The following is a 23,930-nucleotide window of genomic DNA, read 5'->3' as shown; positions in this document are numbered from 1 at the left end:
CAACCAACAGGAGTAAGGCCTATGAAGAAGCTTATCCTTTCAACTGCGCTCGCAACCCTCATGGCTCTGCCGGCCTTTGCCCCGGCTGAGGCACAGGAGCCGAAGCAAGGCGGCAACATGGTCGTTACCTACAAGGACGACGTCGCGACGCTCGATCCTGCGATCGGCTATGACTGGCAGAACTGGTCGATGATCAAGTCGGTCTTCGACGGCCTGATGGACTACGAGCCCGGCACGACCAACCTGCGTCCGGGCCTCGCCGAGAGCTATGAGATTTCCGAGGATAGCCTGACCTACACCTTCAAGCTGCGCCCGGGCGTCAAGTTCCACAACGGCCGCGAGCTTGTCGCCGACGACGTCGTCTATTCGATCAACCGCGTCATCAATCCCGCCACCCAGTCGCCGGGCCAGGGTTTCTTCTCCATGATCGACGGCTATGACGCTGCCGCGGCAGGCAAGGTCGCGACCGTTACGGGCGTTTCCGCCCCCGATGCGAGCACTGTCGTCTTCAAGCTTTCGCGCCCCGATGCAACCTTCCTCCACGTCATGGCGCTGAACTTCTCGTCTGTCGTGCCGAAGGAAGCGGTTGAGGAAGCCGGCGCAGACTTCGGCAAGAAGCCGGTCGGGACGGGCGCATTCAAGCTGACCGAGTGGACGCTCGGCCAGCGCCTCGTGTTCGAGAAGAACGCCGACTACTGGATCTCGGGTGTGCCCTATCTCGACAGCTTCACGGTCGAAGTCGGCCAGGAACCGGTCGTCGCCCTGCTGCGGGCCCAGAACGGCGAAGTGGACATTCCGGGCGACGGCATTCCGCCGGCCAAGTTCGTGGAAGTGATGAAGGACGAGGCGCAGAAGAGCCTCGTGGTCGAAGGCGGCCAGTTGCATACCGGCTATATCACCATGAACGTCACAAAGGCACCGTTCGACAAGGTCGAGGTGCGCCGTGCCGTCAACATGGCGATCAACAAGGATCGCATCGTTCAGGTCATCAACGGCCGCGCCGTTCCGGCAACCCAGCCGCTTCCGCCCTCCATGCCGGGCTACACCAAGGGCTATGACGGCTACAAGTTTGATCAGGAAGGCGCAAAGAAGCTGCTTGCCGACGCTGGTTACGCAGACGGCTTCGAGACCGAGCTGTTCGTCATGAATACCGACCCCAACCCGCGCATCGCCCAGGCGATCCAGCAAGACCTGAAGGCCATCGGCATCAACGCGTCGATCAAGTCGCTGGCCCAGGCCAACGTGATCGAGGCTGGCGGTGCCGGCAACGCTCCGATGATCTGGTCCGGCGGCATGGCGTGGATCGCCGACTTCCCGGATCCGGCAAACTTCTATGGCCCGATCCTGGGTTGCAGCGGTGCAGTCGAAGGCGGCTGGAACTGGTCGAAGTACTGCAACGCGGACCTCGACAAGCTGGCAGCGGAGGCCGATTCCATTGTCGACCCGGCCAAGGTGGACGAGCGTCTCGCCAAGTGGTCCGAGATCTACATGAAGGTGATGGAAGACGCGCCCTGGGCACCGGTGTTCAACGAACAGCGCTACACGCTGAAGTCCGCCCGCATGGGCGGTGACGACGCGCTCTTCGTCGATCCGGTTTCGATCCCGGTCAACTACGACTACGTCTTCATCAAGGAGTGATGCAGCCATGTGCAAGCACTGCAACCACACGATCCACGCCCACCAGCACCATTTCGGCTGGGACAATTCCTTTTCCCCCGCGTTGACGGCGGCACCGGGCGAAACGATCCTGTTCCAGTGCCTTGACAGTTCTGGGGGCCAACTCGGCCCCCAGTCCACCGTCGAGGATGTGATGGCGCTGGAATTTGCCAAGATCAATCCGGTCTCCGGTCCGATCTACGTTGACGGCGCAAAGCCGGGCGATGTGCTCAAGGTAACGATCGAGAGCTTCACGCCGCAGCTTCGCGACGGCACGGGCTTTGGCTGGACGGCAAACATTCCCGGCTTCGGCCTGCTTGCCGATCAGTTCACCGACCCGGCGCTCAATGTCTGGAAGTTCGACGCGACGAGCATGGAGCCGGCCCTGTTCGGCAAGAACGGCCGCGTGCCGCTCAAGCCCTTTGCCGGCACCATCGGCAATGCGCTGGCCGAAAAGGGTCACCATACGGTTGTGCCGCCGCGGCGCGTCGGTGGCAATCTCGACATCCGCGACCTGTCCGCCGGAACGACGCTCTATCTGCCGGTCGAGGTCGATGGTGCGCTGTTTTCGGTTGGTGATACCCACGCCGCACAAGGCGATGGCGAGGTTTGCGGTACCGCGATCGAAAGCCCGTTCGATGTCGTGCTGACGCTCGACCTCATCAAGGACCAGCCGCTGAAGACCCCGCGCTTCACGACGCCGGGCTCGGTCACGCGTCATCTCGACGCCAAGGGCTATGAGGTCACGACAGGCATCGGCCCGGACCTTTGGGCCGCGGCCAGGGACGCCGTCGCCAACATGGTCGATCTTCTCGCAGCGACGCAGAAGATGGATCCGGTCGACGCCTACATGCTCGTCTCGACCTGTGGCGATCTTCGTATTTCCGAGATCGTCGACATGCCGAACGTCGTGGTCAGCTTCTACTTCCCGAGGTCCGTCTTCGAATGACCGCAGCCATGCTTTCTCCCGTGATCGATGCAACAGCCGACGTGGTCTTGTCGGTTCGCGACCTGCAAGTCTCTGCCCGCTCGCACCAGGGGCTCATTCCGCTGGTCGACGGACTGAGCTTCGATCTTCATCGGGGCGAGACGCTTGCGATCGCGGGAGAAAGCGGCTCGGGCAAGTCGATCACGTCGCTCGCCTGCATGGGGCTTCTGCCGGCACCCGCAGTTCGGGTGACGGGCGGCTCCATCCGCTTCGGCGAAACGGAACTGACGACCCTGCCCGAGAAGACGATGCAGGCGATGCGCGGCGCGCGCATCGCCATGATCTTCCAGGAGCCGATGACCGCGCTCAATCCCGTCATGAGCATCGGTCGCCAATTGATCGAGGCGATCCGCGCGCACGAGCCGCTTTCGGTGTCGCAGGCGAGAGCGCGCGCGCTCGAAGCGGTCAAGGCGGTGCGCCTGTCGCAGCCCGAAAAGCGGCTCGAACAATATCCGCACGAGCTTTCGGGCGGCATGCGCCAGCGCGTGATGATCGCCATGGCGATCGCGCTGCGCCCTGCCGTTCTGATTGCCGACGAACCGACGACGGCGCTGGACGTGACCGTGCAGCGCGAAGTGCTCGATCTGCTCAGAGACCTGCAGAAGGAACTCGGGACGGCCGTCATCCTGATTACCCATGATATGGGCGTGGTCGCCGAGATGGCCGATCGCGTCATCGTCATGCGCAAGGGCAAGATGGTTGAAACTGCATCGACGGTCGACCTGTTCGACGCCCCCAAAGAGCAGTACACGCGCGACCTGCTCGCCGCCGTGCCGCGCATCGGCGCCGGGGCCTTTCGGCCGGCGCCGGAAACGCGCGACGTGCTGGTGCGCTATGATGACGTGTCGGTGCGGTTCCCGATCCGCAAGGGCCTTCTCGGCCGGGTTGCTGCGCATGTCCATGCGGTCGAGCATGTCTCGCTCGAGATCTTCAAAGGGGAAACGCTGTCGCTGGTCGGCGAGTCCGGCTGCGGCAAGTCGACCATGGCCAAGGCACTGGTCGGGCTCGTGCCCCATTCCGGCCGCATCGAGATCAACGGCCAGGCCATGCATGATCTCGATGCCACTGGGCGCAAGGCGATCCGCCGCGATCTCCAGATCGTCTTCCAGGACCCCATGGCGGCACTCGATGCGCGCATGACCGTCGGCGAGCTGATCCGCGAGCCGCTGGTGATCCATGGCATCGGCACGCCGGCCGAACAGAAGGCGCGCGTACGCGAACTGCTGGAGCGGGTCGAGATGTCGCCGAGCGCCTACAATCGCTACCCGCATCAGTTTTCCGGAGGCCAGCGCCAGCGCATCTGCATTGCTCGTGCGCTTGCGCTGAAGCCGAAGCTGATCGTCTGCGACGAAAGCGTTGCGGCACTCGACGTGTCGATCCAGGCCAAGGTGCTGGACCTGCTGCGCGACCTGCAGAAGGAAAGCGGCGTCACCTACCTCTTCATCAGCCACGACATGGCGGTGGTGGAGAACATCTCCGACCGCGTCGCCGTGATGTATCTCGGCCAGATCGTCGAGATGGGAACCCGCGCGCAGCTCTTCGGCAATCCTCAGCATCCCTATACCAGGCGCCTCCTCGACGCGGTCCCCGTTCCCGACCCGCGTCGCGAAAGGGTGCCCGGCCTGCGCTTGGCTGGCGAGATCCCGAGCCCGGTGTGGAAGGTCGGCGAAGGCCCGGAACGGGCGCTGCTCGTCGATATCGGCGGCGGACACTTCGTTGCCCATGCGTCAGCGCCGGGATTGAGCTGACGGCAAGATTGCCAGCGGTATGCAGCCGACGTTCACGAGTGACAGCCTATCTTGCGCTGGCGGGCGAGAAGGAGTGCCGCGCCAGCAAGCCACTTCAGACCAGCAAGTCTCGCCTACTGCTGCCGACGCCCATACCCATCGAGACCGACTGTCATAGCATTGCTATGATGTGCAGTTGAGGGACTTGGCCGATCGGTACCGATTACCAATCAGGTTGGCCGGTTGCCGCAAAACCCGCGACCAGGATATCGACCACCGCCTGAAGTCTTGGCTCCATTTCGAGCCCGGCCACGACAGCCTGCTCCACATGAGCGGGATGGACGAATACCGTGACCGCGTCGCGCACCACGCCGGCAGCGGCATCGAGATCCCGGATGCGGAACTCGCCCCGCGCTATCCCATCCTCCAACACCTGCCGGACGAGTGCAGTCATCCGCCGCGCGTAATCGGCGACGAGGTCCGGGCGCTCCGCCAGGATCCGGCGATAGAGACCGTGGATCTCCGGGTCGTCTCCGAGCTTGGCGCGTTTGCTGCGATGGAGCGCCAGGACGAGGCCGCGAAGCCGCTCCGCCGCAGAACCATCGGATTTTGCGAAGCGGGCCGCCAGATCGGCCTCTTCGGCCATCGTCCGCGCAGCAAGAGCATCGAAAATGTCCGACTTCGACCGGAAGTACCGGTAGATCGCCGAATGCGACAGGCCCATGGCCTTGGCGATATCGACGACGTTGGTCTTGGCCTCACCGAAGCGGCGGACCTGCTCGGCAGCCGTGTCGAGAATGCGATCACGATGATCAGGCGCGTCGTTTGTCATGCGCAGCTCTTAGCCGACATACCGGCGGGCTGCAACATGTAACAGATTTCAGAAAATGTATTGTGTAGTATGTCTAGGCGTGGCACTCTGGGACAAACGACACCCGGGAGACCCGCCATGAGCCACCTTGCCGCACAGACTTCGCCTCGCCTGACCCTCGTCACCGGGGGATCCGGTTTCGTCGGTGGACATCTCATCCGCCGCCTGCTGGCCGATGGTTGGAGAGTTCGCGCGCTCGCTCGCAGCGCCGAAGCGCGGGCGGGCGTTCAGGCGCTCGGCGCCACCCCGGTTGAGGCCGACCTTGCTGACCGCCTCGCGCTGAGCCGTGGGATGGAAGGGGTGGACGTCGTGTTCCACGTCGCGGCGCATTTCAAGCTCTGGGGGCCGATGGCCCTGTTCCGCCGGATCAACGTCGAAGGTACCCGCAACGTCGTCGAGGCGGCTGAGCGAGCTGGCGTGCGTCGCATCGTCTATGTCAGCGCCGCCGCCGTCGTCATGGGCCGCCCCGAACCGATGCGGGCCGTGACCGAGGACATGGCCCTGCAAAGGATGCCGTTCGCTCCTTACGCGGCATCCAAGGCCGAGGCGGAAGAGATGCTGCTGGCGGCGAACGGGAGGCGCGCGGGCTTCTCCACCGTAGCCATCCGCCCACCCTTCATCTGGGGTCCGCACATGCCGGCCCTCGACCATATGGTCGAGACGGTGCGTGCCGGGCGGTTTCAATGGGTCGCGGGCGGCGCACAGGCCCTTTCCACCTGCCATGTCGACAACCTCTGCCACGCGCTGGTCCTCGCCGCCGATCGCGGAGCAGGCGGGCGAGCCTGGTTCGTGAGCGACGGCGAGGATACGACGCTGAAGTCGTTCCTGACGCGCCTGCTCAATAGCCGCGGCGTGACGCCCAGCGATCGCGCCGTGCCGTTCGGCATCGCCTGGACGATGGCCGGCGTGATGGGCGCGGCCTGGCGGATCTTCCGCCGCAAGGGCGAGCCGCCGATTACGCGGCAAATGCTGCGGCTGATCGGCAAGGATTTCACCATCGATATTCGCCGCGCGCGGGAGGAGCTTGGCTATTCCCCGGTGACTTCGGTGGCCGATGGCATGCGCGGGATGCAGCCCCTGGAAGCAACTTCGGTTCGCACGGCCACCGACGGCAACCGTCTGGCGGCCGCGTCATGAGCCTTGTGGCGGTTCGCATGGGCGGCGACGGCGCAACCTTTCTCCGGGTGTGGCTGTCGGACCCGCTCGCGATTGCAGCCATCGCGCCTTCGGGCTGAAGATCTCGCGGGGCCGAGGCGTGCGAGTTCGCGCCTTGCCAAAATCGTAGCTTCGAGCCGACTAGGCCTATTCGGGAATGTTAAACGATCGGCGGAAATATGAACGGACGGCTTCCATCGCCGGTGTAAATTCTACATTGCGCCGCCAGGCGAGGCCGACATCCATGGAGGGGATCGGATCGACCAGCGAAATGGTTTCGATCCGCCGACCTTCGAGCGACCAGGGTCGATGCACCATATCGGACAGGATCGCGACCCCCTGACTGTTGGCCACCAATGAACGCACGGCCTCGACGGAGGAGGTACGAAGCGTGATCTTCGGCAGATAGGCCGACTGGCTCCAGTATTTCAACGTACTGTGCGACGCCTCGTCCACGGTCAGCATGATGTAATCTTCTTCCGAGACTTCCTTGAGACCAACCTTGTCCTTTTCAAGCAACCCGTGGCGCGCCGGCAGCCAGAGGCGGCGCTGCGAGCTCAACAGCTTTTCTGTCATCAGTTCCGGATTGAGAATATTCGACGTCAACATGACGGCGATGTCGTAGCGGTTGGTGAGCAATCCTTCCTCGACCGATTCCCGGTTGAGTTCGAACAACTGGATGTCAATGGCCGGAAACTGGCGCTTCAACCGCTCGATATGGAACGGCAGGAAATAGCCGATGACGGTATAGGTCGTGGCGATGCTCAGGGTGCCCTCGACCTTGTCGGTGACGAGATTGAGCTGCGTCGCTTCTTCAACCTTCTGCAGGATCTCATAAGCCTGCGAGAGAAACCTGCGGCCGGCTGACGTCAGATCCATCCCGTGCGGCGTCCGTTCGAACAGCCCTGCGCCGACCGTCCGTTCAAGGTCCTTGATCGCCGTCGTCACTGCCGACTGCGAGATCGAGAGGTTGACGGCGGCTTGGGAGACCTGCCCGGCCTCCGCCGTGGCAATGAAGTAGCGGATCTGTCTGAGGCTGAGCGACATTGTCATCCATCATTCTGAATCGAGAATACTGAGTATCTGAAAATAAGATCGAAGAGCGCGAGGATTGCAGAACTGGGAGACTCGCCTTTTCCAACATGCGTCAACACTCTGATTTTCATAGGGAAAGGCAAATCCCAGCGCAGCTCGGTCACATATGAATATCAGATAACAACATTCTGAAAATAGAATTTTTCAAATGAAACTTTTCTTCCTACGGTTTTCTGACAAATACGCAGGCATTGCGCTGCGTTGCACAAAATGCAGGCAGGACAGGGAAGAAAAGTGGCACTCGAGGTCGTAGACATCAATTGTGATCTGGGCGAGGCCTTTGGCCGCTGGCGTGTCGGCGACACCGAAGACAGCGCCCTCATGGGACTGATCAGTTCCGCCAACATCGCGGCCGGTTTCCATGCCGGTGATCCGAACCTGATGGACAACACCGTGCGCGTGGCCGTCGAGCACGGCGTCGGCATCGGCGCGCATCCTGGCTACAACGACCTCCAGGGGTTCGGTCGCCGCAAGATCAACGGCACGGCGCGCGAACTGGTCAACGACATCGTCTATCAGGTCGGCGCGATCCGCGAATTCGCCCGTCGCCACGGCGCCTCTCTCCAGCATGTGAAACCGCATGGAGCGCTTTACATGGAGATGGCGGTCAATCCGGAGTTCGCCCAGCTCTTCGTTCAGTACATGCGCACGGTGGCCCCCAATGCCTATGTGTTCTGCATGGCGGGCTCGGCGACGGAGACCGCGGCACTCGAGGTCGGCCAGCCGCTGGTGCGCGAATTCTATGCCGACCGCGACTACGACGAGAGCGGTTCGATCGTGTTTACCCGTGATGTCGGCCGACCGGACCCGATGGCGATCGCCCGCAAGGTGGTGCGCGCCTGCAAGGAAGGGCTGGTCACCACGGTCAGCGGCAAGGAAATCGAGGTGCCGTTCGAATCCATCTGCTTCCATTCCGATACGCTCGGCGCCTTGGACATCGTGCGCAACATGCGCGAAGCCCTGATCGCCGAAGGCATCCGCATCGCCCCCATTTCAGAAATCGTCAGATAACCGGAGACCACCATGAGCAAGCTCGAGATCAGATCGCCTCTGCCCGGCACCTTCTACCGCAAGCCCTCGCCGGACGCCGCGCCCTATAAGGCTGACGGTGACCAGGTGGCCGTCGGTGACGTGATCGGCCTGATCGAGGTGATGAAGACCTTCCACGAGGTCCACGCCGATGCCGCCGGCAAGATCACCTTCGTCGCCGACGACCAGGAGCCGATCATGGCCGGCCAGGCTATTGCCGAGGTCGAGGCATGACGATCCGCTCGATCCTCATTGCCAATCGGGGCGAGATCGCGGTGAGGATCATCCGCGCCGCCCAGGCGCTGGGCATCCGGACCGTCCAGGTCCATTCGGCGGCCGACCGCGACATGCTGGCGGTCAAGCTCGCCGACCAGTCGGTGGAAATCGGGCCGCCATCGGCCGCCAAATCCTATCTCAACATCGAGGCCGTTCTGAAGGCCGCCAGGGAAACCGGCGTCGATGCGGTCCATCCCGGCTACGGCTTCCTCTCGGAGAACGCTGCCTTTGCCCAGGCTGTCGAAGATGCCGGCCTGATATTCGTCGGACCCAAGGCCGGCGCGATCAGCCTGCTCGGCGACAAGGTCGAGGCTCGCAAGGTCGCCCAGCGCGCCGGCGTGCCGACCGTTCCCGGCTCCGAAGGTCGCATCGACGACCTCGAAACGGCCTGCGCCATCGTCGAGCAGATCGGTTTTCCGGTCATGATCAAGGCCGCTGCCGGCGGCGGTGGCCGCGGCATCCGCATCGCCGAGACCATGGCCGATTTCGAGCGCCATTTCCCGCAGGCCTCGGCCGAGGCGCTTGCCGCCTTCGGTGACGGCGGCCTTTATGTCGAAAAGGTCATCACCCGCGCCCGCCATGTCGAGGTTCAGATCCTCGGCGATGGCACAGATGCCGTCCATTGCTTCGAGCGCGAGTGCTCGCTGCAGCGTCGCCGCCAGAAGGTCTGGGAAGAAGCGCCCTCCTTCCGTCTGCCGGAAGACGTGCGCCAGGAACTGTGCGCCAGTGCCGTGGCGCTCGCCCGCGAGGTCAACTACCGCGGCGCCGGCACGGTCGAATATCTCTACGACGAGGTGAGCGGCGAGTTCTACTTCATCGAGGTCAATACCCGCATCCAGGTCGAACATCCGGTCACCGAAATGATCACCGGCATCGACCTCGTGCAGGAGATGATCAAGGTTGCCGGCGGTGCGAAGCTCTCGGTCCGCCAGGAAGACATCCGCGTCACTGGCCATGCGATCGAATGCCGGATCAATGCCGAGGACCCTGCGCGCGGCTTCCTGCCCGGCCCCGGCACGATCGAGGCGCTCGGCGTCCCGACCGGCGAGGGCGTTCGCTTCGACACCATGCTCTACGAGGGCTACACGGTTCCGCCCTTCTACGATTCGCTGCTTGGCAAGCTGATCGTCTGGGGCGAGACCCGCGACGCCTGCATCGCCCGGCTCGCCGAAGCGCTCGACAATCTCGAGATCCGCGGGCTTGCCACCACCATTCCGCTCCACCAGGCCCTTGCCGCCGACCCGTCGGTTGCCTCGGGCGATGTCCATACGCGGTTCCTCGAACCCTGGCTGGAGACGGATTTCCCGGCCTTTGTCGCATCCAAGGAGGTTGCCTGATGCCCATGCGCTATACATTCGGGGGTGACGAACACCTCTTCGTCGAATGCTCGGAGGAAATGTCGCTCGAGGCCTTCTTCAACTCGCTGTCGATGACCACCGGCATCAAGGAAGCCAAGATCAAGGGCGTGACCGAAATCTGCCCGGCCAATGCTTCCTTCCAGATCAAGTTCGATCCGGATGTCATTCATCCGAACGACATCCTGAAGGAAGTCCAGGCGATCGAAGTGGCGGCCGCCAAGTCCGAGCCGGTCATCACCACCCGCATCGTCGAGATCCCGGTCTTCTACAACGACCCGTGGACCCACGAGACGCTGATGCGCTTCCGCGAGCGTCACCAGGAGCCGACCGGCACCGACCTCGAATACGCCGCCCGCATCAACGACTACGGCTCGGTCGACGACTTCGTCGCCGCCCATTCCGGCTCGCCCTGGTTCGTCTCGATGGTCGGCTTCGTCTCGGGCCTGCCCTTCATGTACCAGATGGTCGAGCGCCAGCGGCAGATCCAGGTGCCGAAATACCTGCGCCCCCGCACCGACACCCCGCGCCTGACCGTTGGACACGGCGGCTGCTTCGGCTGCATCTATTCGGTGCGCGGTGCCGGCGGCTATCAGATGTTCGGCATCACTCCCATGCCGATCTACGACCCGACCCAGACCACCTCCTACCTCAAGGATTTCATGGTGTTCTTCCGTCCGGGCGACATCGTCAAGTTCAAGCCGATCGATCGCGAAGCCTATGACCAGGCCGTCGAAGATGTCGACAAGGGCCGGTTCGCCCCGCCAATCCGCGAAGTGAAATTCGATCTGCGTGAATTCCAGAAAGACATTGACGGGTACAACGCGAAGCTGGAGGGCGTTCTCCATGGCCATTAAGGTTCTCCATCAGGGTCTTGCCACTTCCGTCCAGGATCTCGGCCGTCCCGGCTATTTCCACCTCGGTATTCCGCTCGGCGGCGCCATGGACCGACTGGCGATGAAGGCCGCCAACCTGCTCGTCGGCAATGAGGAAGGGGCCGCCGGCCTCGAAGCCGTGTTCATCGGCCCGAAGCTGGAATTCACCGAAGACGCCATGGTCGCCGTCACCGGCGCCGACATGCCGATCAAGGTTGATGGCGAGGAAAAGCCCGGCTGGACCGCCTTCAAGGTCAAGGCCGGCCAGGTCCTGACCTTCGATTTCCTCAAGACCGGCGCGCGCATCTATATCGCCGTTTCCGGGGGCATCGACGTGCCGCTGGCGCTCGGGTCGCGCTCGACCTATGCCATCGGCGCGCTCGGCGGCTTCAAGGGCCGGCCGATCGCCATTGGCGACGAACTGCCGGTCGGCACGGCCGGCAAGGCGGTCGAGGGCAAGTCCATTCCCGAAAATCTGCGCCGCCGGCCGGGGATGCCGGCCGAACTGCGCGTGCTGCCGGGCCTCTACTGGCACCGCCTCACCGACGAGGCGGGCAGGAATTTCTTCGAGGACACCTGGAAGGTGGCGCCGGAGGCCGACCGCATGGGATATCGCTTCCGCGGCGGCCGCAAGCTCGACTTCGTCGACCGTGTCCCGCCTTTCGGCGCGGGCTCCGATCCCTCGAACATCGTCGACGCCTGCTACCCTTACGGCTCCATCCAGGTGCCGGGCGGAACCGAACCGATCATCCTGCATCGCGATGCCGTCTCCGGCGGCGGCTATTTCATGCTCGGCACGGTGATCTCCGCCGACATGGACCTGATCGGCCAGTTGCAGCCGCATACGCCAACCCGTTTCGTCAAGGTGGACATGGAAACCGCCCTGACCGCCCGGAAGGACCGGGCCGCGCTGGTCGACCAGATCCGCGCGCTTTTCTGACCACGCAGCCAAAGACTTCAAACAGGGGAACGACCATGAAACACAAGATCCTAATGACGCTTGCAAGCTCCGCCCTGGCGCTTGCCGTTGCCAGCCCGGTGCTTGCCGAGGCCTGGTATCCTTACCCGGCCCAGGCGATCGAGCCGGCCTTCGCCGCTGACGGCAAGTCGGTCGACGTATCCTACTCGCCGCTCGAAAAGGCGGAAAAGCCGTGGAACATCTGCGTCTCCTTCCCGCACATGAAGGATGCCTACTGGCTCGGCGTCGACTACGGCGTCGCCGAACAGGCCAAGGACCTCGGCGTCAAGATGAACCTCGTCGAAGCCGGCGGCTACACCGAGCTCAACAAGCAGATCAGCCAGATCGAGGACTGCGTCGCCGGTGGTGCCGAGGCCGTGGTCATCGGCGCGATCTCGTTCGACGGGTTGAACAACCTCGTCAGCGAAATCAAGAAGAAGAACATCCCGGTCATCGACGTCATCAACGGCATGTCCTCGCCGGACCTGACCGCCAAGTCGCTCGTCTCCTTCTACACCATGGGCTACGAGACCGGCGCCTATCTCGCCAAGAAGCATCCCGCAGGTTCGGAAGAAGTGAAGGTCGGCTGGTTCCCGGGTCCGGCCGGCGCCGGCTGGGTCGAGGCCGCCAACAAGGGCTTCCTCGAAGCGATCAAGGGTTCTGCCGTCAAGGCGCTCGAGCCGAAATACGGCGACACCGGCAAGGAAGCCCAGCTGAAGCTCGTCGAAGACGTGCTCCAGGCCGAGCCTGACGTGCGCTACGTCGCCGGCACTGCCGTTACCGCCGAGGCAGCCCAGGGCCTGATCCGCGAACGCGGTCTCAAGGGCAAGGTCGACCTTCTCGCCTTCTACATGACGCCCGGCGTCTACGAAGGCATCAAGCGCGGTTTCATTCTTGCGGCTCCGGCCGACTCCATGGTCGTCCAGGGCCGCATCGCCATCGACCAGGCCGTGCGGGCGCTGGAAGGCAAGGAACTGGTGAAGCATGTCGGACCGAAGATCTTCGTCGTCGATCCGTCGAATGTCGAGAGCGTCCCGCAGACCAACATCCTGCCGCCGGACGGCTTCAAGCCGGTCTTTTCGGTCAACTGATACCCCAAGGGCTCGGCGCGCGAATGCGCCGGGCCCGCCCCCTAATTTTTCTAGCAATATTGCCTTACGGACCGATGCGGATGGCCTTGAACGCACCCCTTGTCGAAATGACCGGCATCGCCAAGTCCTATCCGGGCGTGCGCGCGCTGGACGGCGTCGACTTCTCGCTCGAACGCGGCGAAGTGCACGTGCTGTTCGGCGAGAACGGTGCCGGGAAGTCGACACTGATCTCCATTCTTGCCGGCGTAACCACCCCGACCGAGGGGGTGATCCGCATCGACGGTGAAGAAAAGCACTTTTCTTCGGTCAAGGACGCACGGGCCGCCGGCATCGGCGCCGTGTTCCAGGAATTTTCCCTGGTCCCGACCATGACCGTGGCGGAAAACATTTTCCTCGGCCAGGAACCGCGCAAAATGGGCCTGGTCGACCGCCGCGGCATGGTCGAGGAGGCCCGTTCGCTCTTTGCCGGACTGGGATTTGCCATCGATGTGCGCCGCTCGGTCATCTCGCTATCGCGCGCCGAACAGCAGATGGTCGAAATCGCCAAGGCGCTGCACCAGCAGGCGCGTATCCTCATTCTCGACGAACCGACCGCCTCGCTCACCGAACGCGAGACGGAGAAACTGTTCGAATTCATCGGCCAGGCCAAGGCCCGGGGCGTCGGCATCGTCTACATCTCCCACCGCATCCAGGAATTCAAGGCGATCGCCAACCGCATTACCGTGCTGCGCGACGGCCGGCTGATCGGCACGATCGGCGCCGAGAACCTTTCGGAAACCGTGCTGGTCGAGATGATGACCGGGCGAAAGATGGACGAGATCTATCCGCATATCGAACGCAAGACACAGGCTGAGCCGGTGCTGTCGATCCGTGGCCTCAAGGCCTGGGGCGTCGACGGAGTCGACATCGATGTCCGGCGCGGTGAAGTGCTGGGGGTCGCCGGCCTCGTCGGCTCCGGCAAGTCGCGCACCTTCCGCGCCGTCATGGGCCTGCTGCCGGTCGAAGGCGGCACTGTGAGTGTCCATGGCCATGACCGCACCGGCGCACCGACGCGCAGGCTGCTGCAAGACGGCGTCTTCTTCCTGCCCTCCGACCGCAAGGAGGAGGGGCTGCTGCTCGGCGCCTCCGCCCGCACCAACATCGCCCTTTCCGTCCTCAACCGTCGCGAAACCAATGCCGGCCTCGGCCTCATCTCGCCCGGTGGCGTGAAGGCGCTGACCAGTGAGATCGGCGGCAAGGTCGATCTCAGCGAAGCCTTTCTCGAGCGCACCGCCTCCAAGCTCTCCGGCGGCAACCAGCAGAAGATCCTGTTCGGCAAGAGCTTCGGCGAGGACTACGACATCTACATCTTCGACGAACCCACCGTCGGCGTCGACGTTGGCACGCGGGCCGCGCTCTATCGCATCATCAAGGCGATCGCCGAGGCCGGAAAGGCCGTCGTGGTGATCTCCTCCGACCTCCCCGAGGCCATGCACCTCGCCCATCGCCTGATCGTCTTCCGTAATGGCCGGATCTCGGCGGAATTCGAGGGCGAAGCCATTCAGGAACAGGCGGTTCTCGGCGCCTTCTTCGATCAGGAAAGAAAATCAGCATGAACACCCAGCTGGAAACCGCGTCGCCCGCCGACGCCAAGCCAACCTTCTCCGCTCTTTCGGCGCTCAAGGCCGTCTTCATCAAGCTCGGCGTGCTGCCCTTCTTCCTCGTGGCGGCCCTCATCCTGTTCACGCTCGCCTCGAAACAGTTCCTGACGCTCGACAACCTCACCAACGTGGCGCGCCAGTCGGTCTATCTCGTGCTCGTCTCGCTCGGGCAGATGCTGGTACTGGTCACCGGCGGCTTCGATCTGGCGGTCGGCACGTCGATCGCGCTGACCTCCGTCGTCTCGGCTTCGGTCATGGTCTACTTCGCCGCGCAGTTCCCCGACATGGTCTGGCTGGTCATCCTGCTCGGGGTACTTTCGGGCTTCCTCGCTGCGCTCGCCATCGGTTCGCTGAACGGCCTCGGCATCGCCCAGTTCGGCGTCTCGCCCTTCATCATGACGCTGGGCGCGCAATCGGTCGGCGCCGGCATCGCGCTTTATCTCACCGGCGGCGTGCCGATCGGCAATCTGCCGTACGAATTCGGCGATTTCTTCGGTTTCGGCCGCATCTTCGGCGTGCCTGTCCCGGTCCTGGTGGCGATCGTTGCCATCGTCGGCATGTGGATCCTGATGAACCGCACGCGTAGCGGCGCCCGCATCTACGCCATCGGCGGCAACATCAAGGCCGCAAACCTCTCCGGCATCAACACCAAGCGCACGCTGTTCCTCGCCTACATCCTCTGCGCCCTTTTGGCCTCGGTCGCCGGCGTGTTGCTGACCGCCCGCGTCGAGAGTGGTGAGACCAATCTCGGCGGCACGATCGCGCTGGAATCGATCGCGGCCTGCGTCATCGCCGGCGTGTCGCTGCGCGGCGGTATCGGCCGGGTGGAAAGCGTAGTGCTCGGCGCCTTCTTCATCGTGCTGGTGCAGAACGGCATGAACCTGATGCAGATCGGTTCCTACATGCAGATGGTACTGCTGGGCTCGCTGCTCATCCTCGCCGTCGTCATCGACCAGTTCCGCTACCGGATGCTCATCGGGAACCGCTGAATGCTCTGGTCCTTGGTTGTCCAATCAGCCGAGGTGGACGCAGAAGGCTCGGCACGCTCAGATTGAGTTCCTTATTCGCTCCAGGATCGATAGGAATTCCGCGATCAGCGGGCTATTCTTGTTGTCCCGCCGATAGGCGATCTTGTGCGTCGATGAAAAGCCGAAGGCGGCGGGCCGGATGGCGCGCAATTCGCCCCGCGCCACCCATGGTTCGGCGAAATGGCAGGGCAGAAAGCCGATGAACTGGCCCGAAAGGATGAGCATGACCTGCGCTTCCATTGCTACGACCGAGGCGCTCGCGCGCGGATGGCCGACCAGATAGAGGTCGTCGAAATGGCGGTAACGCCGGACAGAGAAGCGCGCGCCGGCAATGACCCGCTGGTCGATCTCATGGTCCGGTCTGTCGAACAGCGGGTGCTCGCGGCCACAATAGAGATTGTGCGGCTCGCTGGCGAAGTCACGGTAGGTCAGGCCGGGAGAACGCTGTGAAAACGGCCCGATGGCGATATCGCGATCACCGTCTGCAACCTTCTGTTCCAGCTCCGAGGGCGTGCCCAGTTCAAGGTCGATGAAGATTTCCGCATCCGGCCGCATGAACTCGGCGATCGCCCTTTGCACCCCCAGTTGCTTGCTGGTCATCACACCGTCCGACGCGCCCAGCCGCAGGCGGCCGGAAAGATTGCCACTCGCCGCACTGACGCGCTGGGTGAAATCGTCGATGTCGCGGAATAGCTTGACGGCAGCGTCATAGGTGGCCCGACCGAGTTCGGTCAGCCGAAACTGCTGCCTGCCGCGATGACACAACTGGCCGCCGACCCGCTTTTCCAACTCGGCCAGGTGGGTGCTCAGCGTCGACTGCGACAGGTTCAGCGCCAGTTGCGCATCCGAAAAGCCATTGGCATCCGCAAGCACGACGAAAACGCGGAGCAGACGGATATCGATATTGTCGAGGCGACGCATTGGCGAGACTCACATTGACGTTCTTCGATGTAATATCCCAAATATTGTGATTTACTCCAATGTAAAAATGCATGACGCTGCCTCAAATTCAAAAAAGGGGAACAACATGAACAAGACACTTGGACTGACGACCGCGATCGCCCTGATCGTGTCTTCGACGAATGCTTTCGCTGCGGACCAGATCCGCATTCTCGCGCCGACCTGGCTCGGCTTTGCGCCGGTCCACGTGGCGCTGGCCAATGGATGCTTCGAACAGGAGAAGCTCGACGTCACGATCAACTTCGAGGACGACCTCAGCAATGTGATGGCGGCCATGGCGCGCGGCGACGTCGAGATCCAGATGCGCAGCGTCGGCGAGTATCAGGGCCGTCCACGCGACAAGACGACACCCGGGATCATCATCGGCACGATCGACGAATCCGTCGGCGGTGACGGCGTGATCGCCGACGGCAGCATCAAGACGGTTGCCGACCTCAAGGGCAAGACCATCGCCGCCGAACCCAATATTCCGGCGCGTCTCCTGCTGCAGATGGAACTCAAGCAGGCCGGCCTCACTCTCAAGGACCTGGACATCAAGGAGATTTCCACGGCCGACACGGGCGCCGTTTTCGTCGATGACAGCATTGCCGCGGTCGCCACTTACGAACCCTTCATGTCGCAGGCCATCAAGGCTTCCTCCCGCGAGGGCGCCAAGGTCCTGATCTCCTCGAAGGATCATCGCGGCCTCATCATCGACGCCATCATCGCGCGCAACGACGACCTCAAGGCGTCGCCGGACAAGTATGGGCGTTTCCTGAAGTGCATCTATGAGGCGGTCGACTTCATCAAGGCCGAGCCGCAGAAGTTCGCCGAGATCGCCGCTCCGAGCTTCGGCCTGACGCCCGAAGAGGTGCTGGACGTGGTCAATGGCAGCCTGGCCTACACCACGCTCGCGGAAGCCCAGGCCTATATGGGTGAGCCGGGCAAACCGGGCAGCCTGTTCGGGATCTTCGATACGGTGATGGCGCTCAATCTGGAGAATGGCGCAGCCGACAACCAGCTGGTGGCGGCCGAGCAGATCGACAGCACTATCATCGCGACCGTCGGCAAGTGAGTTCGGACCGGCACGCGCGGATGTTTCGGAAACTGTTCACCTTTCGAGGCGGGAAGTCGCCGGCCGTCGAACTGATCGTCGGTCTGGCGGCGGCGGCGATCCTGCTGGGTTTCTGGGAACTGGTGGCGCGGCTCGGCCTCGTCAAGCCGCAGTTCCTTCCGTCCCCCGGCGACGTTCTGGCGGCGCTCTGGCGCATGCTGACGCAGCAGGATCTGCTCTGGCATACGGCAGTCTCCGCGGGGCGCGTCTGGTCGGCTTTCCTGCTGGCCGCGCTCATGGCAATCCCGATCGGCATGCTGATGAGCAGCTATCGCATCGTCGGGGCGTCGCTCGAGCCGATGATCGATTTCATCCGTTACCTGCCGGTACCGGCTCTCGTGCCCTTGTCGATCATCTGGTTCGGCGTGGGCGAGTCCACCAAGATCTTCCTGCTGTGGCTCGGTACCTTCTTCCAGCTCGTGCTGTTCGTGGCGGACGATGCCCGCCGCGTGCCCAACGAATATGTCGAGGTGGCCCGCACCGTCGGTGCGCGGTCGCGGCAGGTGATGACGGACGTGATCTTCAGGGCCATGGGGCCGTCGCTGCTCGACAATCTCAGGATCACGCTCGGCTGGTGCTGGACCTATCTGATCATCGCCGAAATCGTCGCGGCCGATTCCGGCATAGGTTTCGTCATCTGGTCGGCGCGCCGTTACGTCAAGACGCCCGAGGTCATGGCCGGCGTTCTCGTCATCGGCCTGGTCGGCCTGGTGACCGACCAGCTGCTGCGTGTCCTGCATCGCAGGATCTTCCAATATGTGTGAGCCCTCCATGGCAGAGAATTACTTGGCATTCGAGGGCGTGACGAAGAGCTTCGGCCCGATGGACGTCGTCACGAAGACCGATCTTTCGATCGGTCGCGGCAGCTTCGTCGTCTTCCTCGGACCGTCCGGCTGCGGCAAGACCACGCTGATGCGCATGGTGGGCGGCCTCGATACGCCCTCCACCGGCCAGATCCGGCTCGGCGGCGATATCGTGCGTGCCCCCGACCGACGCCGCGGCATGGTCTTCCAGGCCTATTCCTCCTTTCCCTGGCTGACCGTTGCCGAAAACATCGCCTTCGGCATGCGCTACCGTTCCGACATTTCCACGCAGGAAAAGGCGGAGCGCAAGGCGCACTATCTGAAGCTGGTGGGGCTCGAGGAATTCGCCGACGCCTATCCGTCGCGCATTTCCGGCGGCATGCGCCAGCGCGTCGCCATCGCCCGCACGCTTGCCGCCGGTTCCGAAGTCCTGCTGATGGACGAGCCGTTCGGTGCACTCGATGCCCTGACCCGCGAACGTCTGCAGGTGCAACTGAGGGCGTTGCAGATCTCCGAGCAGAAGACCGTGATTTTCGTCACGCATGACGTCGAGGAGGCCGTTTTCCTCGCCGACCGCGTCGTGCTGTTTTCAAAGCGGCCGGCGCGCATCGTCGCCGACATCGACGTCAACGCCGCTCTCGGCGTGGAGCGACCATTGGAGATCCGCGAAACACAGGGCTTCTTCGACCTTCGCAACAAGATCCTCCATCTCATCCGCAACGAAACGGGAGACCCCGTATGAACGGCATGTTTTCGGGCCGCACGGTGGTGATCACCGGGGCAAGCCGCGGGATCGGGCTCGGCATCGCCCGGGCCTTTAACCGCGAGGGCGCGCGGCTCCATCTGATAGCCGACGATCCGGCCGTTCACGAACGGGCGGCCGAACTCGGCGCCACCGCCGCTCAGGCGGACATTGCTGACGGCGCGCGCGTCGACGCCGCGTTGAAGGACGTGGGACCGATCGACGTGCTGGTCAACAATGCGGGCCTGGAGCGGCTGACACCGCTCGACGATGCGAGCCCCGAGGGGTTTGCCACCTTCCGCCGCATCATCGACATCAACATTGCGGGCACGGCGCTGGTCACGAGGCGTGCGCTCCGGTCCATGTCTTCGGGCGGGGCTATCGTCAACACGGCGTCGATATGGGGACGGGTGGCGGAGGCGCAGTTCGACGCCTATGTGGCCTCGAAACACGCGATCATCGGGCTCACCAAGACCTGGGCGAAGGAGCTCGGGCCGCGCAATATCCGCGTCAACGCCGTCTGCCCCGGCTGGGTGAGAACGGAGGCCTCGATGCGTTCGCTGGGGCTCATGGCATCGTCGCAAGGGGTTAGCGAAGACAGTCTTCTCGAAGACATCGTCGGCGGGCAGGCTCTGCCCGGCCTGATGGAGCCCGACGACATGGGAGAGGTCTATCTTTTCCTCGCATCCGACAGGGCGAAGAACATCACCGGCCAGTCGATCGGCGCCGATCGGGGAGAAGTTCCATGGTGAATCCGTTGATGGGCAAGAGGGCCCTGGTGACCGGGGCGGCGAGCGGCATCGGCCGTGCTGTCGCGGAGGCGCTTGCGGCCGAGGGCGCCACGGTGATCGGACTGGATCTCAGGCCGCAGGAGGGAAATATCGCCATCCTCGCCTGCGATCTCGCGGACGAGGGGCAGATCGTCTCCTGCGTCGGCGAGGCAGTGCAGCGGTTGGGCGGGCTCGACATCCTCATCAACAATGCGGGCATCCTCGAAGAATCCCCGCTGGGGAGCATCACCACCGCCCATATCGATCGCATGTTCGCGGTCAATGTGCGGGGAGCAATTCTTGTGGTGCGGGAAGCACTGCCGCATCTGCCCGATGGAGGACGGATCATCAACATCGCTTCCGAACTGGCCTATCTCGGCAGGGCGGATACGTCCATCTATTGCGCCACCAAGGCGGCGATCCTCGGCCTGACCCGGTCCTGGGCAAGGGAACTCGCGCCGAAGATCCTGGTCAATGCCGTTGCTCCCGGTCCGACCGACACCCCGCTTCTGGCCTTCGAGACCCTGACGGCGGACCAGAAGGCGGCCGAGACGGCCAATCCCATGGGACGGATCGGCAGGCCTGAGGAGGTGGCGGCGGCCGTGGTTTTTCTCGCCGGGCCGGGTGCCACCTTCTTCACCGGACAATGCCTGGGCGCCAATGGCGGCGCGGCGATGATTTGAGGACCTCACGATGAACGACAGCGTATTCTGGGCCGAACAGACCTGGCCCGAGGCGGCCGCGAAGGTGGCGGGCGGCGCACCGATATTCCTGCCGCTCGGCGCGACCGAGCAGCACGGCCATCACATGGCACTCAATGTCGACGTCGTGCTGCCGACGTCCATATGTGAGACGGTCGCGAGAGCCGTTGGCGGGCTCGTCCTGCCCACCGTCCCCTATGGCAACCGTTCGCAGCCGAAGACCGGCGGCGGATCGGCCTTCGGCGGCACGATCAATCTGACGGCCCACACGTTCTCGCTCGTGGTGCGCGACGTCCTGTGCGAGCTCTACCGGCAGAAGGTCCGGCGGATCGTGGTGGTTAACGGCCATTACGAGAACATCTGGCCCGCGGTCGAAGGCATTGAGCTGGCACTGGATGCGATCGGCCGCGACCGCTGCGACGGGCTGACGATCCTCAGGCTCGACCACTGGGATCTGGTCCAGCCGTCGACCATCGATCGGATTTTCCCGGACGGCTATCCCGGCATCGAGCTTGAACATGCGAGCGTGATCGAGACTTCCATGATGCTGGCGCTGCGCCCCGAGCTCGTGGATCTCGGTCGATCGCTTCACGACGGGCCGGCGAAGTTCAAGCCTTATGACCGCTATCCTGTTCCGCTCGCCGACGTGCCGCCTTCGGGCGTGCTGTCCATGACAGCGGGATCGCAGGCGGAAAAAGGCAATTGGCTGCTGACCGATGTGGTCAGCCGCATGACGCAGATCATTCGAGACGAATTCAGCATTGGAGGCCATCATGATCAACGCTAAGCATCAGCCGGTGGACGCCGCCGAGGTTCCGCGCTTTGCCGGCCAGGCGACGTTCATGCGGCTTCCGGCCGTGCCGTCCGCCGAGGGGCTCGACATCGCCCTGGTCGGGATTCCCTGGGACGGCGGAACCACCAACCGGGCCGGCGCCCGTCATGGACCGCGCGAGATCCGCAGCCAGTCGAGCCTGATGCGCAAGGTGCATCATGTTTCCAAGATCGCGCCCTTCAGCCTCGCCAATATCGCCGACGTCGGCGATCTCTCGGTCAATCCGATCGACCTGATGGACGCGCTGAAGCGCATCGAGGAAGGCATTGCCAGCATCATCGCGGTCGGGGCCATTCCGCTTTCCGCCGGTGGCGACCACCTGACGACGCTGCCGGTGCTGCGTGCGGTGGCCCGGCACAGACCGGTCGGGCTCATCCATTTCGATGCCCATTCCGACACCAATGACAGCTATTTCGGCGGCAACCGCTATACCCATGGCACGCCGTTCCGGCGCGCCATCGAGGAGGGATTGCTCGACCCGAAGCGAATGGTGCAGATCGGCATTCGCGGTTCGATCTATGAGACCGACGAGCATGCCTGGGCCGTCGAGCAGGGCATCCGCATCATCTATATGGAAGAGTTCACCCACCGCGGCGCGGCCGAGGTGATCGCCGAAGCGAAGGCGATCGTCGGTTCGGCGCCGACCTATGTGACCTTCGATATCGACAGCATCGACCCGTCCATGGCACCGGGCACCGGTACGCCGGAGGTCGGCGGCTTCACCACGCGCGAGGCACAGCAGATGATCCGTCTGCTGGAAGGCGTCGATATCGTCGGCGCCGACGTCGTCGAGGTAGCGCCACCCTTCGATCTCGCCGGCATGACGGCGATCGCCGGCGCGACGATGATGTTCGAACTGATGTGCGTGATCGCGGCGAAATTCCGGTCGTGACGCGACCGGTGTCATTGCTACCCGCCGCACCCGCACCTCGTGCATCGTGGCTTTCACGGCTTTCTTCATCAAGGTAAAAGGGCGGGTGGCACCCCACCGTACGTGTGCATCGACAGGCGGCGAGCGGACAAGGGCGGCCAAGGCGTGAGACGAAGTTGGAGAAGATTGTCGATGAGCCTAACCACCTCGCTCTATCCCGAGAGAAATATTGTGGACCGCGCGGCACTGGCAAGACTGCAAGCCGCAGGTTGCCGGGAGCGTCGCACGCGCCTTTCCAATTGGCTCGTTGAGGTTGGCCTGGATGGGGCCGTGATCACGCGACCTCAACATCTGACATACTTTTTTGGGTTGCATGGATGGAGAAGTTCGCCAGCTTCGGGTTTCGTTGGCCGTGATGGCTTCGGTTTGATCTCGGTCGGCAATTCAATGGAGTCTGACGTCTACGCCGATGAAACAGTCCGGTTCGACGATTCGATGTTCGCGACCACTGACGAAGACCGCGAGCGAGCGGCAATTGCCGCGTTGGATATTCGCCTGGCTAAGACGAAGGGGCTCGGCGCTGATTGCACCGAAATCGCAGGACGGACCATCACTCCGATATACAATCAAATCTTGTCGATGCGCCGACGCAAGCATCCGGATGAAGTCGCGCTCATTTCCGCAGCCATTGCCGTTAATGAAGCTGGATACCGTGCGATTGCGCCGCATATCGCCCCCGGACTTCTGGAAACGGAAGTGTTTGCCCTATTTCAGGGAGCTGCAATTGTGGCTGCGGGACAGACGATGGGCGAGCTAGGAAACGATTTTCGTGGGGGACAGCCGGGCGGGCGACCTCGACCCGTGCCCCTGGTGGAGGGCGATCTTCTCCCCGTGGACGCCGGAGCGGTTGTCGCAAACTATTTTTCCGATATGTGCCGGACTTTCGCTGTGGCGGGGACACGAGCGCCCCCTCAGGAGGAAGCCTTCAGCCGCGTTGTTCATGCACTGTCAATAGCCGAAGACATGATCCGGCCGGGCGTTCGATGCGGGACAGTTTGCCAGGAGATTTCATCCATCCTGAATAGCGTCCGCGGCGACTGGCGCTTTGACCATCACCTAGGCCATGGGTTAGGCCTGAACCCGGTCGAGCGTCCCTTCATAAATTCGGGTTCGAACGACATCTTTGAAGAGGGTTGCACGTTCACGCTCGAACCCGGCTTGTACGGAGACAATCTCCGCGGTGGAATACGTCTCGAGCAGAATTACGTCATAGAAAATGGCGCCCTTCGCCGGTTATCCAGCTTACCGCTGGACATCTGAAAATGCCGCGGACCCGAAAGCTCGCACTGGGAAGGCACCGCCATTCCGATGTATTCATTGTTGGCTATCTGGCCGCCAGTGACAGTGTGTTGCG

The 23,930-nt window shown here is 63.2% G+C and carries 23 protein-coding genes; 20 read left to right on the top strand and 3 right to left on the bottom strand.

The window, feature by feature from the left end:
* Positions 1-21: 21 nt before the first annotated feature.
* Genes DYZ14_RS03450 through DYZ14_RS03440 form a run of 3 tightly spaced genes read left to right on the top strand, consistent with a single transcriptional unit; the run spans position 22 to position 4,392 of the window.
* Positions 22-1,638 carry an ABC transporter substrate-binding protein gene (locus DYZ14_RS03450; protein ID WP_154719357.1) on the top strand — a complete coding sequence of 539 codons (1,617 nt, stop codon included), beginning with the start codon at positions 22-24 and terminating at the stop codon, positions 1,636-1,638.
* A 7-nt stretch (positions 1,639-1,645) separates the two neighbouring features.
* The gene (locus tag DYZ14_RS03445) at positions 1,646-2,605 is read left to right on the top strand and encodes an acetamidase/formamidase family protein (protein WP_154719356.1); all 960 of its coding nucleotides are present in this window, start codon (positions 1,646-1,648) and stop codon (positions 2,603-2,605) included.
* Entirely contained in the window at positions 2,602-4,392 is a 1,791-nt protein-coding gene (locus DYZ14_RS03440) for an ABC transporter ATP-binding protein (RefSeq protein WP_154719355.1), read from the top strand. The genes DYZ14_RS03445 and DYZ14_RS03440 overlap by 4 nt, the downstream gene beginning before the upstream one ends.
* A gap of 202 nt (positions 4,393-4,594) precedes the next feature.
* Here the strand turns inward: DYZ14_RS03440 and DYZ14_RS03435 are convergent, their stop codons facing one another.
* Positions 4,595-5,203, bottom strand: a complete 609-nt coding sequence (locus DYZ14_RS03435) for a TetR/AcrR family transcriptional regulator (RefSeq protein ID WP_154719354.1) — start codon at positions 5,201-5,203, stop codon at positions 4,595-4,597.
* A 117-nt stretch (positions 5,204-5,320) separates the two neighbouring features.
* On the opposite strand from DYZ14_RS03435, the gene DYZ14_RS03430 reads away from it, so the two are divergent.
* Complete coding sequence (locus tag DYZ14_RS03430; RefSeq protein ID WP_154719353.1) at positions 5,321-6,379, top strand: NAD-dependent epimerase/dehydratase family protein; 1,059 nt, start codon at positions 5,321-5,323, stop codon at positions 6,377-6,379.
* A gap of 165 nt (positions 6,380-6,544) precedes the next feature.
* Here the strand turns inward: DYZ14_RS03430 and DYZ14_RS03425 are convergent, their stop codons facing one another.
* Positions 6,545-7,444 (bottom strand): LysR family transcriptional regulator, encoded by a 900-nt coding sequence (locus tag DYZ14_RS03425; RefSeq protein WP_115671819.1) that lies wholly within the window; start codon positions 7,442-7,444, stop codon positions 6,545-6,547.
* A 258-nt stretch (positions 7,445-7,702) separates the two neighbouring features.
* Between DYZ14_RS03425 and DYZ14_RS03420 the strand changes: the two genes are divergently transcribed.
* From DYZ14_RS03420 to DYZ14_RS03385, 8 genes are all read left to right on the top strand, one after another.
* On the top strand, positions 7,703-8,503 hold the full coding sequence (locus DYZ14_RS03420) for a 5-oxoprolinase subunit PxpA (protein ID WP_154719352.1): 801 nt from the start codon (positions 7,703-7,705) through the stop codon (positions 8,501-8,503).
* A gap of 12 nt (positions 8,504-8,515) precedes the next feature.
* The gene (locus DYZ14_RS03415; protein ID WP_154719351.1) at positions 8,516-8,755 is read left to right on the top strand and encodes an acetyl-CoA carboxylase; all 240 of its coding nucleotides are present in this window, start codon (positions 8,516-8,518) and stop codon (positions 8,753-8,755) included.
* The gene (locus DYZ14_RS03410; RefSeq protein WP_154719350.1) at positions 8,752-10,134 is read left to right on the top strand and encodes an acetyl-CoA carboxylase biotin carboxylase subunit; all 1,383 of its coding nucleotides are present in this window, start codon (positions 8,752-8,754) and stop codon (positions 10,132-10,134) included. The genes DYZ14_RS03415 and DYZ14_RS03410 overlap by 4 nt, the downstream gene beginning before the upstream one ends.
* Positions 10,134-11,009 (top strand): 5-oxoprolinase subunit B family protein, encoded by an 876-nt coding sequence (locus DYZ14_RS03405; protein ID WP_154719349.1) that lies wholly within the window; start codon positions 10,134-10,136, stop codon positions 11,007-11,009. Before DYZ14_RS03410 ends, DYZ14_RS03405 begins: the two co-directional genes overlap by 1 nt.
* Complete coding sequence (locus tag DYZ14_RS03400; RefSeq protein WP_154719348.1) at positions 10,999-11,967, top strand: 5-oxoprolinase subunit C family protein; 969 nt, start codon at positions 10,999-11,001, stop codon at positions 11,965-11,967. The genes DYZ14_RS03405 and DYZ14_RS03400 overlap by 11 nt, the downstream gene beginning before the upstream one ends.
* A gap of 35 nt (positions 11,968-12,002) precedes the next feature.
* Complete coding sequence (gene torT, locus DYZ14_RS03395) at positions 12,003-13,076, top strand: TMAO reductase system periplasmic protein TorT (RefSeq protein ID WP_154719347.1); 1,074 nt, start codon at positions 12,003-12,005, stop codon at positions 13,074-13,076.
* Between the two features lie 80 nt (positions 13,077-13,156).
* On the top strand, positions 13,157-14,671 hold the full coding sequence (locus tag DYZ14_RS03390) for a sugar ABC transporter ATP-binding protein (RefSeq protein WP_154719346.1): 1,515 nt from the start codon (positions 13,157-13,159) through the stop codon (positions 14,669-14,671).
* Positions 14,668-15,705, top strand: a complete 1,038-nt coding sequence (locus tag DYZ14_RS03385; RefSeq protein ID WP_154719345.1) for an ABC transporter permease — start codon at positions 14,668-14,670, stop codon at positions 15,703-15,705. The genes DYZ14_RS03390 and DYZ14_RS03385 overlap by 4 nt, the downstream gene beginning before the upstream one ends.
* 57 nt (positions 15,706-15,762) lie before the next feature.
* On the opposite strand, the gene DYZ14_RS03380 is transcribed toward DYZ14_RS03385, so the two are convergent.
* Positions 15,763-16,665 (bottom strand): LysR family transcriptional regulator, encoded by a 903-nt coding sequence (locus DYZ14_RS03380; RefSeq protein WP_154719344.1) that lies wholly within the window; start codon positions 16,663-16,665, stop codon positions 15,763-15,765.
* 106 nt (positions 16,666-16,771) lie between these two features.
* On the opposite strand from DYZ14_RS03380, the gene DYZ14_RS03375 reads away from it, so the two are divergent.
* The 8 genes from DYZ14_RS03375 to DYZ14_RS03340 all read left to right on the top strand — a co-directional run bounded on the left by DYZ14_RS03375 (position 16,772) and on the right by DYZ14_RS03340 (position 23,836).
* Positions 16,772-17,758, top strand: a complete 987-nt coding sequence (locus DYZ14_RS03375; protein WP_154719343.1) for an ABC transporter substrate-binding protein — start codon at positions 16,772-16,774, stop codon at positions 17,756-17,758.
* Between the two features lie 20 nt (positions 17,759-17,778).
* Positions 17,779-18,561: an ABC transporter permease gene (locus tag DYZ14_RS03370; RefSeq protein WP_154719342.1), complete on the top strand. Its 783-nt coding sequence runs from the start codon at positions 17,779-17,781 to the stop codon at positions 18,559-18,561.
* Positions 18,562-18,568: 7 nt separating this feature from the next.
* Entirely contained in the window at positions 18,569-19,342 is a 774-nt protein-coding gene (locus DYZ14_RS03365) for an ABC transporter ATP-binding protein (protein WP_115671807.1), read from the top strand.
* A complete protein-coding gene (locus DYZ14_RS03360) occupies positions 19,339-20,094 on the top strand; it encodes an SDR family NAD(P)-dependent oxidoreductase (RefSeq protein ID WP_154719341.1) in 756 nt (251 codons plus the stop codon). Before DYZ14_RS03365 ends, DYZ14_RS03360 begins: the two co-directional genes overlap by 4 nt.
* Positions 20,088-20,795: an SDR family NAD(P)-dependent oxidoreductase gene (locus DYZ14_RS03355; RefSeq protein ID WP_154719340.1), complete on the top strand. Its 708-nt coding sequence runs from the start codon at positions 20,088-20,090 to the stop codon at positions 20,793-20,795. The genes DYZ14_RS03360 and DYZ14_RS03355 overlap by 7 nt, the downstream gene beginning before the upstream one ends.
* Positions 20,796-20,805: 10 nt before the next feature.
* Complete coding sequence (locus tag DYZ14_RS03350; RefSeq protein ID WP_154719339.1) at positions 20,806-21,600, top strand: creatininase; 795 nt, start codon at positions 20,806-20,808, stop codon at positions 21,598-21,600.
* Positions 21,587-22,537, top strand: coding sequence for an agmatinase (gene speB / locus DYZ14_RS03345; RefSeq protein ID WP_154719338.1), 951 nt, complete (start codon positions 21,587-21,589; stop codon positions 22,535-22,537). Before DYZ14_RS03350 ends, speB begins: the two co-directional genes overlap by 14 nt.
* 171 nt (positions 22,538-22,708) lie before the next feature.
* The gene (locus DYZ14_RS03340; RefSeq protein WP_154719337.1) at positions 22,709-23,836 is read left to right on the top strand and encodes a M24 family metallopeptidase; all 1,128 of its coding nucleotides are present in this window, start codon (positions 22,709-22,711) and stop codon (positions 23,834-23,836) included.
* Positions 23,837-23,930: the final 94 nt, after the last annotated feature.

This window comes from Ciceribacter sp. T2.26MG-112.2 (assembly GCF_900492205.1).
Taxonomy (GTDB): domain Bacteria; phylum Pseudomonadota; class Alphaproteobacteria; order Rhizobiales; family Rhizobiaceae; genus Allorhizobium; species Allorhizobium naphthalenivorans_A.
The sequence above is the reverse complement of the archived record's forward strand: the minus strand, read 5'-3'. Positions and strand labels throughout refer to the sequence as shown.

Excerpts from the sequence above, each read along its gene's own strand:
- DYZ14_RS03405 (WP_154719349.1), top strand. The coding sequence starts at position 10,134 with ATGCCCATGCGCTATACATTCGGGGGTGACGAACACCTCTTCGTCGAA.
- DYZ14_RS03435 (WP_154719354.1), bottom strand. The coding sequence starts at position 5,203 with ATGACAAACGACGCGCCTGATCATCGTGATCGCATTCTCGACACGGCT.
- DYZ14_RS03360 (WP_154719341.1), top strand. The coding sequence starts at position 19,339 with ATGAACGGCATGTTTTCGGGCCGCACGGTGGTGATCACCGGGGCAAGC.
- DYZ14_RS03370 (WP_154719342.1), top strand. The coding sequence starts at position 17,779 with ATGTTTCGGAAACTGTTCACCTTTCGAGGCGGGAAGTCGCCGGCCGTC.
- DYZ14_RS03420 (WP_154719352.1), top strand. The coding sequence starts at position 7,703 with ATGCAGGCAGGACAGGGAAGAAAAGTGGCACTCGAGGTCGTAGACATC.
- DYZ14_RS03445 (WP_154719356.1), top strand. The coding sequence starts at position 1,646 with ATGTGCAAGCACTGCAACCACACGATCCACGCCCACCAGCACCATTTC.
- DYZ14_RS03350 (WP_154719339.1), top strand. The coding sequence starts at position 20,806 with ATGAACGACAGCGTATTCTGGGCCGAACAGACCTGGCCCGAGGCGGCC.
- DYZ14_RS03450 (WP_154719357.1), top strand. The coding sequence starts at position 22 with ATGAAGAAGCTTATCCTTTCAACTGCGCTCGCAACCCTCATGGCTCTG.
- DYZ14_RS03365 (WP_115671807.1), top strand. The coding sequence starts at position 18,569 with ATGGCAGAGAATTACTTGGCATTCGAGGGCGTGACGAAGAGCTTCGGC.
- DYZ14_RS03340 (WP_154719337.1), top strand. The coding sequence starts at position 22,709 with ATGAGCCTAACCACCTCGCTCTATCCCGAGAGAAATATTGTGGACCGC.
- DYZ14_RS03440 (WP_154719355.1), top strand. The coding sequence starts at position 2,602 with ATGACCGCAGCCATGCTTTCTCCCGTGATCGATGCAACAGCCGACGTG.
- DYZ14_RS03375 (WP_154719343.1), top strand. The coding sequence starts at position 16,772 with ATGAACAAGACACTTGGACTGACGACCGCGATCGCCCTGATCGTGTCT.
- DYZ14_RS03415 (WP_154719351.1), top strand. The coding sequence starts at position 8,516 with ATGAGCAAGCTCGAGATCAGATCGCCTCTGCCCGGCACCTTCTACCGC.
- torT (WP_154719347.1), top strand. The coding sequence starts at position 12,003 with ATGAAACACAAGATCCTAATGACGCTTGCAAGCTCCGCCCTGGCGCTT.
- DYZ14_RS03390 (WP_154719346.1), top strand. The coding sequence starts at position 13,157 with ATGGCCTTGAACGCACCCCTTGTCGAAATGACCGGCATCGCCAAGTCC.
- DYZ14_RS03410 (WP_154719350.1), top strand. The coding sequence starts at position 8,752 with ATGACGATCCGCTCGATCCTCATTGCCAATCGGGGCGAGATCGCGGTG.
- DYZ14_RS03355 (WP_154719340.1), top strand. The coding sequence starts at position 20,088 with ATGGTGAATCCGTTGATGGGCAAGAGGGCCCTGGTGACCGGGGCGGCG.
- DYZ14_RS03430 (WP_154719353.1), top strand. The coding sequence starts at position 5,321 with ATGAGCCACCTTGCCGCACAGACTTCGCCTCGCCTGACCCTCGTCACC.
- DYZ14_RS03380 (WP_154719344.1), bottom strand. The coding sequence starts at position 16,665 with ATGCGTCGCCTCGACAATATCGATATCCGTCTGCTCCGCGTTTTCGTC.
- DYZ14_RS03425 (WP_115671819.1), bottom strand. The coding sequence starts at position 7,444 with ATGTCGCTCAGCCTCAGACAGATCCGCTACTTCATTGCCACGGCGGAG.
- DYZ14_RS03400 (WP_154719348.1), top strand. The coding sequence starts at position 10,999 with ATGGCCATTAAGGTTCTCCATCAGGGTCTTGCCACTTCCGTCCAGGAT.
- speB (WP_154719338.1), top strand. The coding sequence starts at position 21,587 with ATGATCAACGCTAAGCATCAGCCGGTGGACGCCGCCGAGGTTCCGCGC.
- DYZ14_RS03385 (WP_154719345.1), top strand. The coding sequence starts at position 14,668 with ATGAACACCCAGCTGGAAACCGCGTCGCCCGCCGACGCCAAGCCAACC.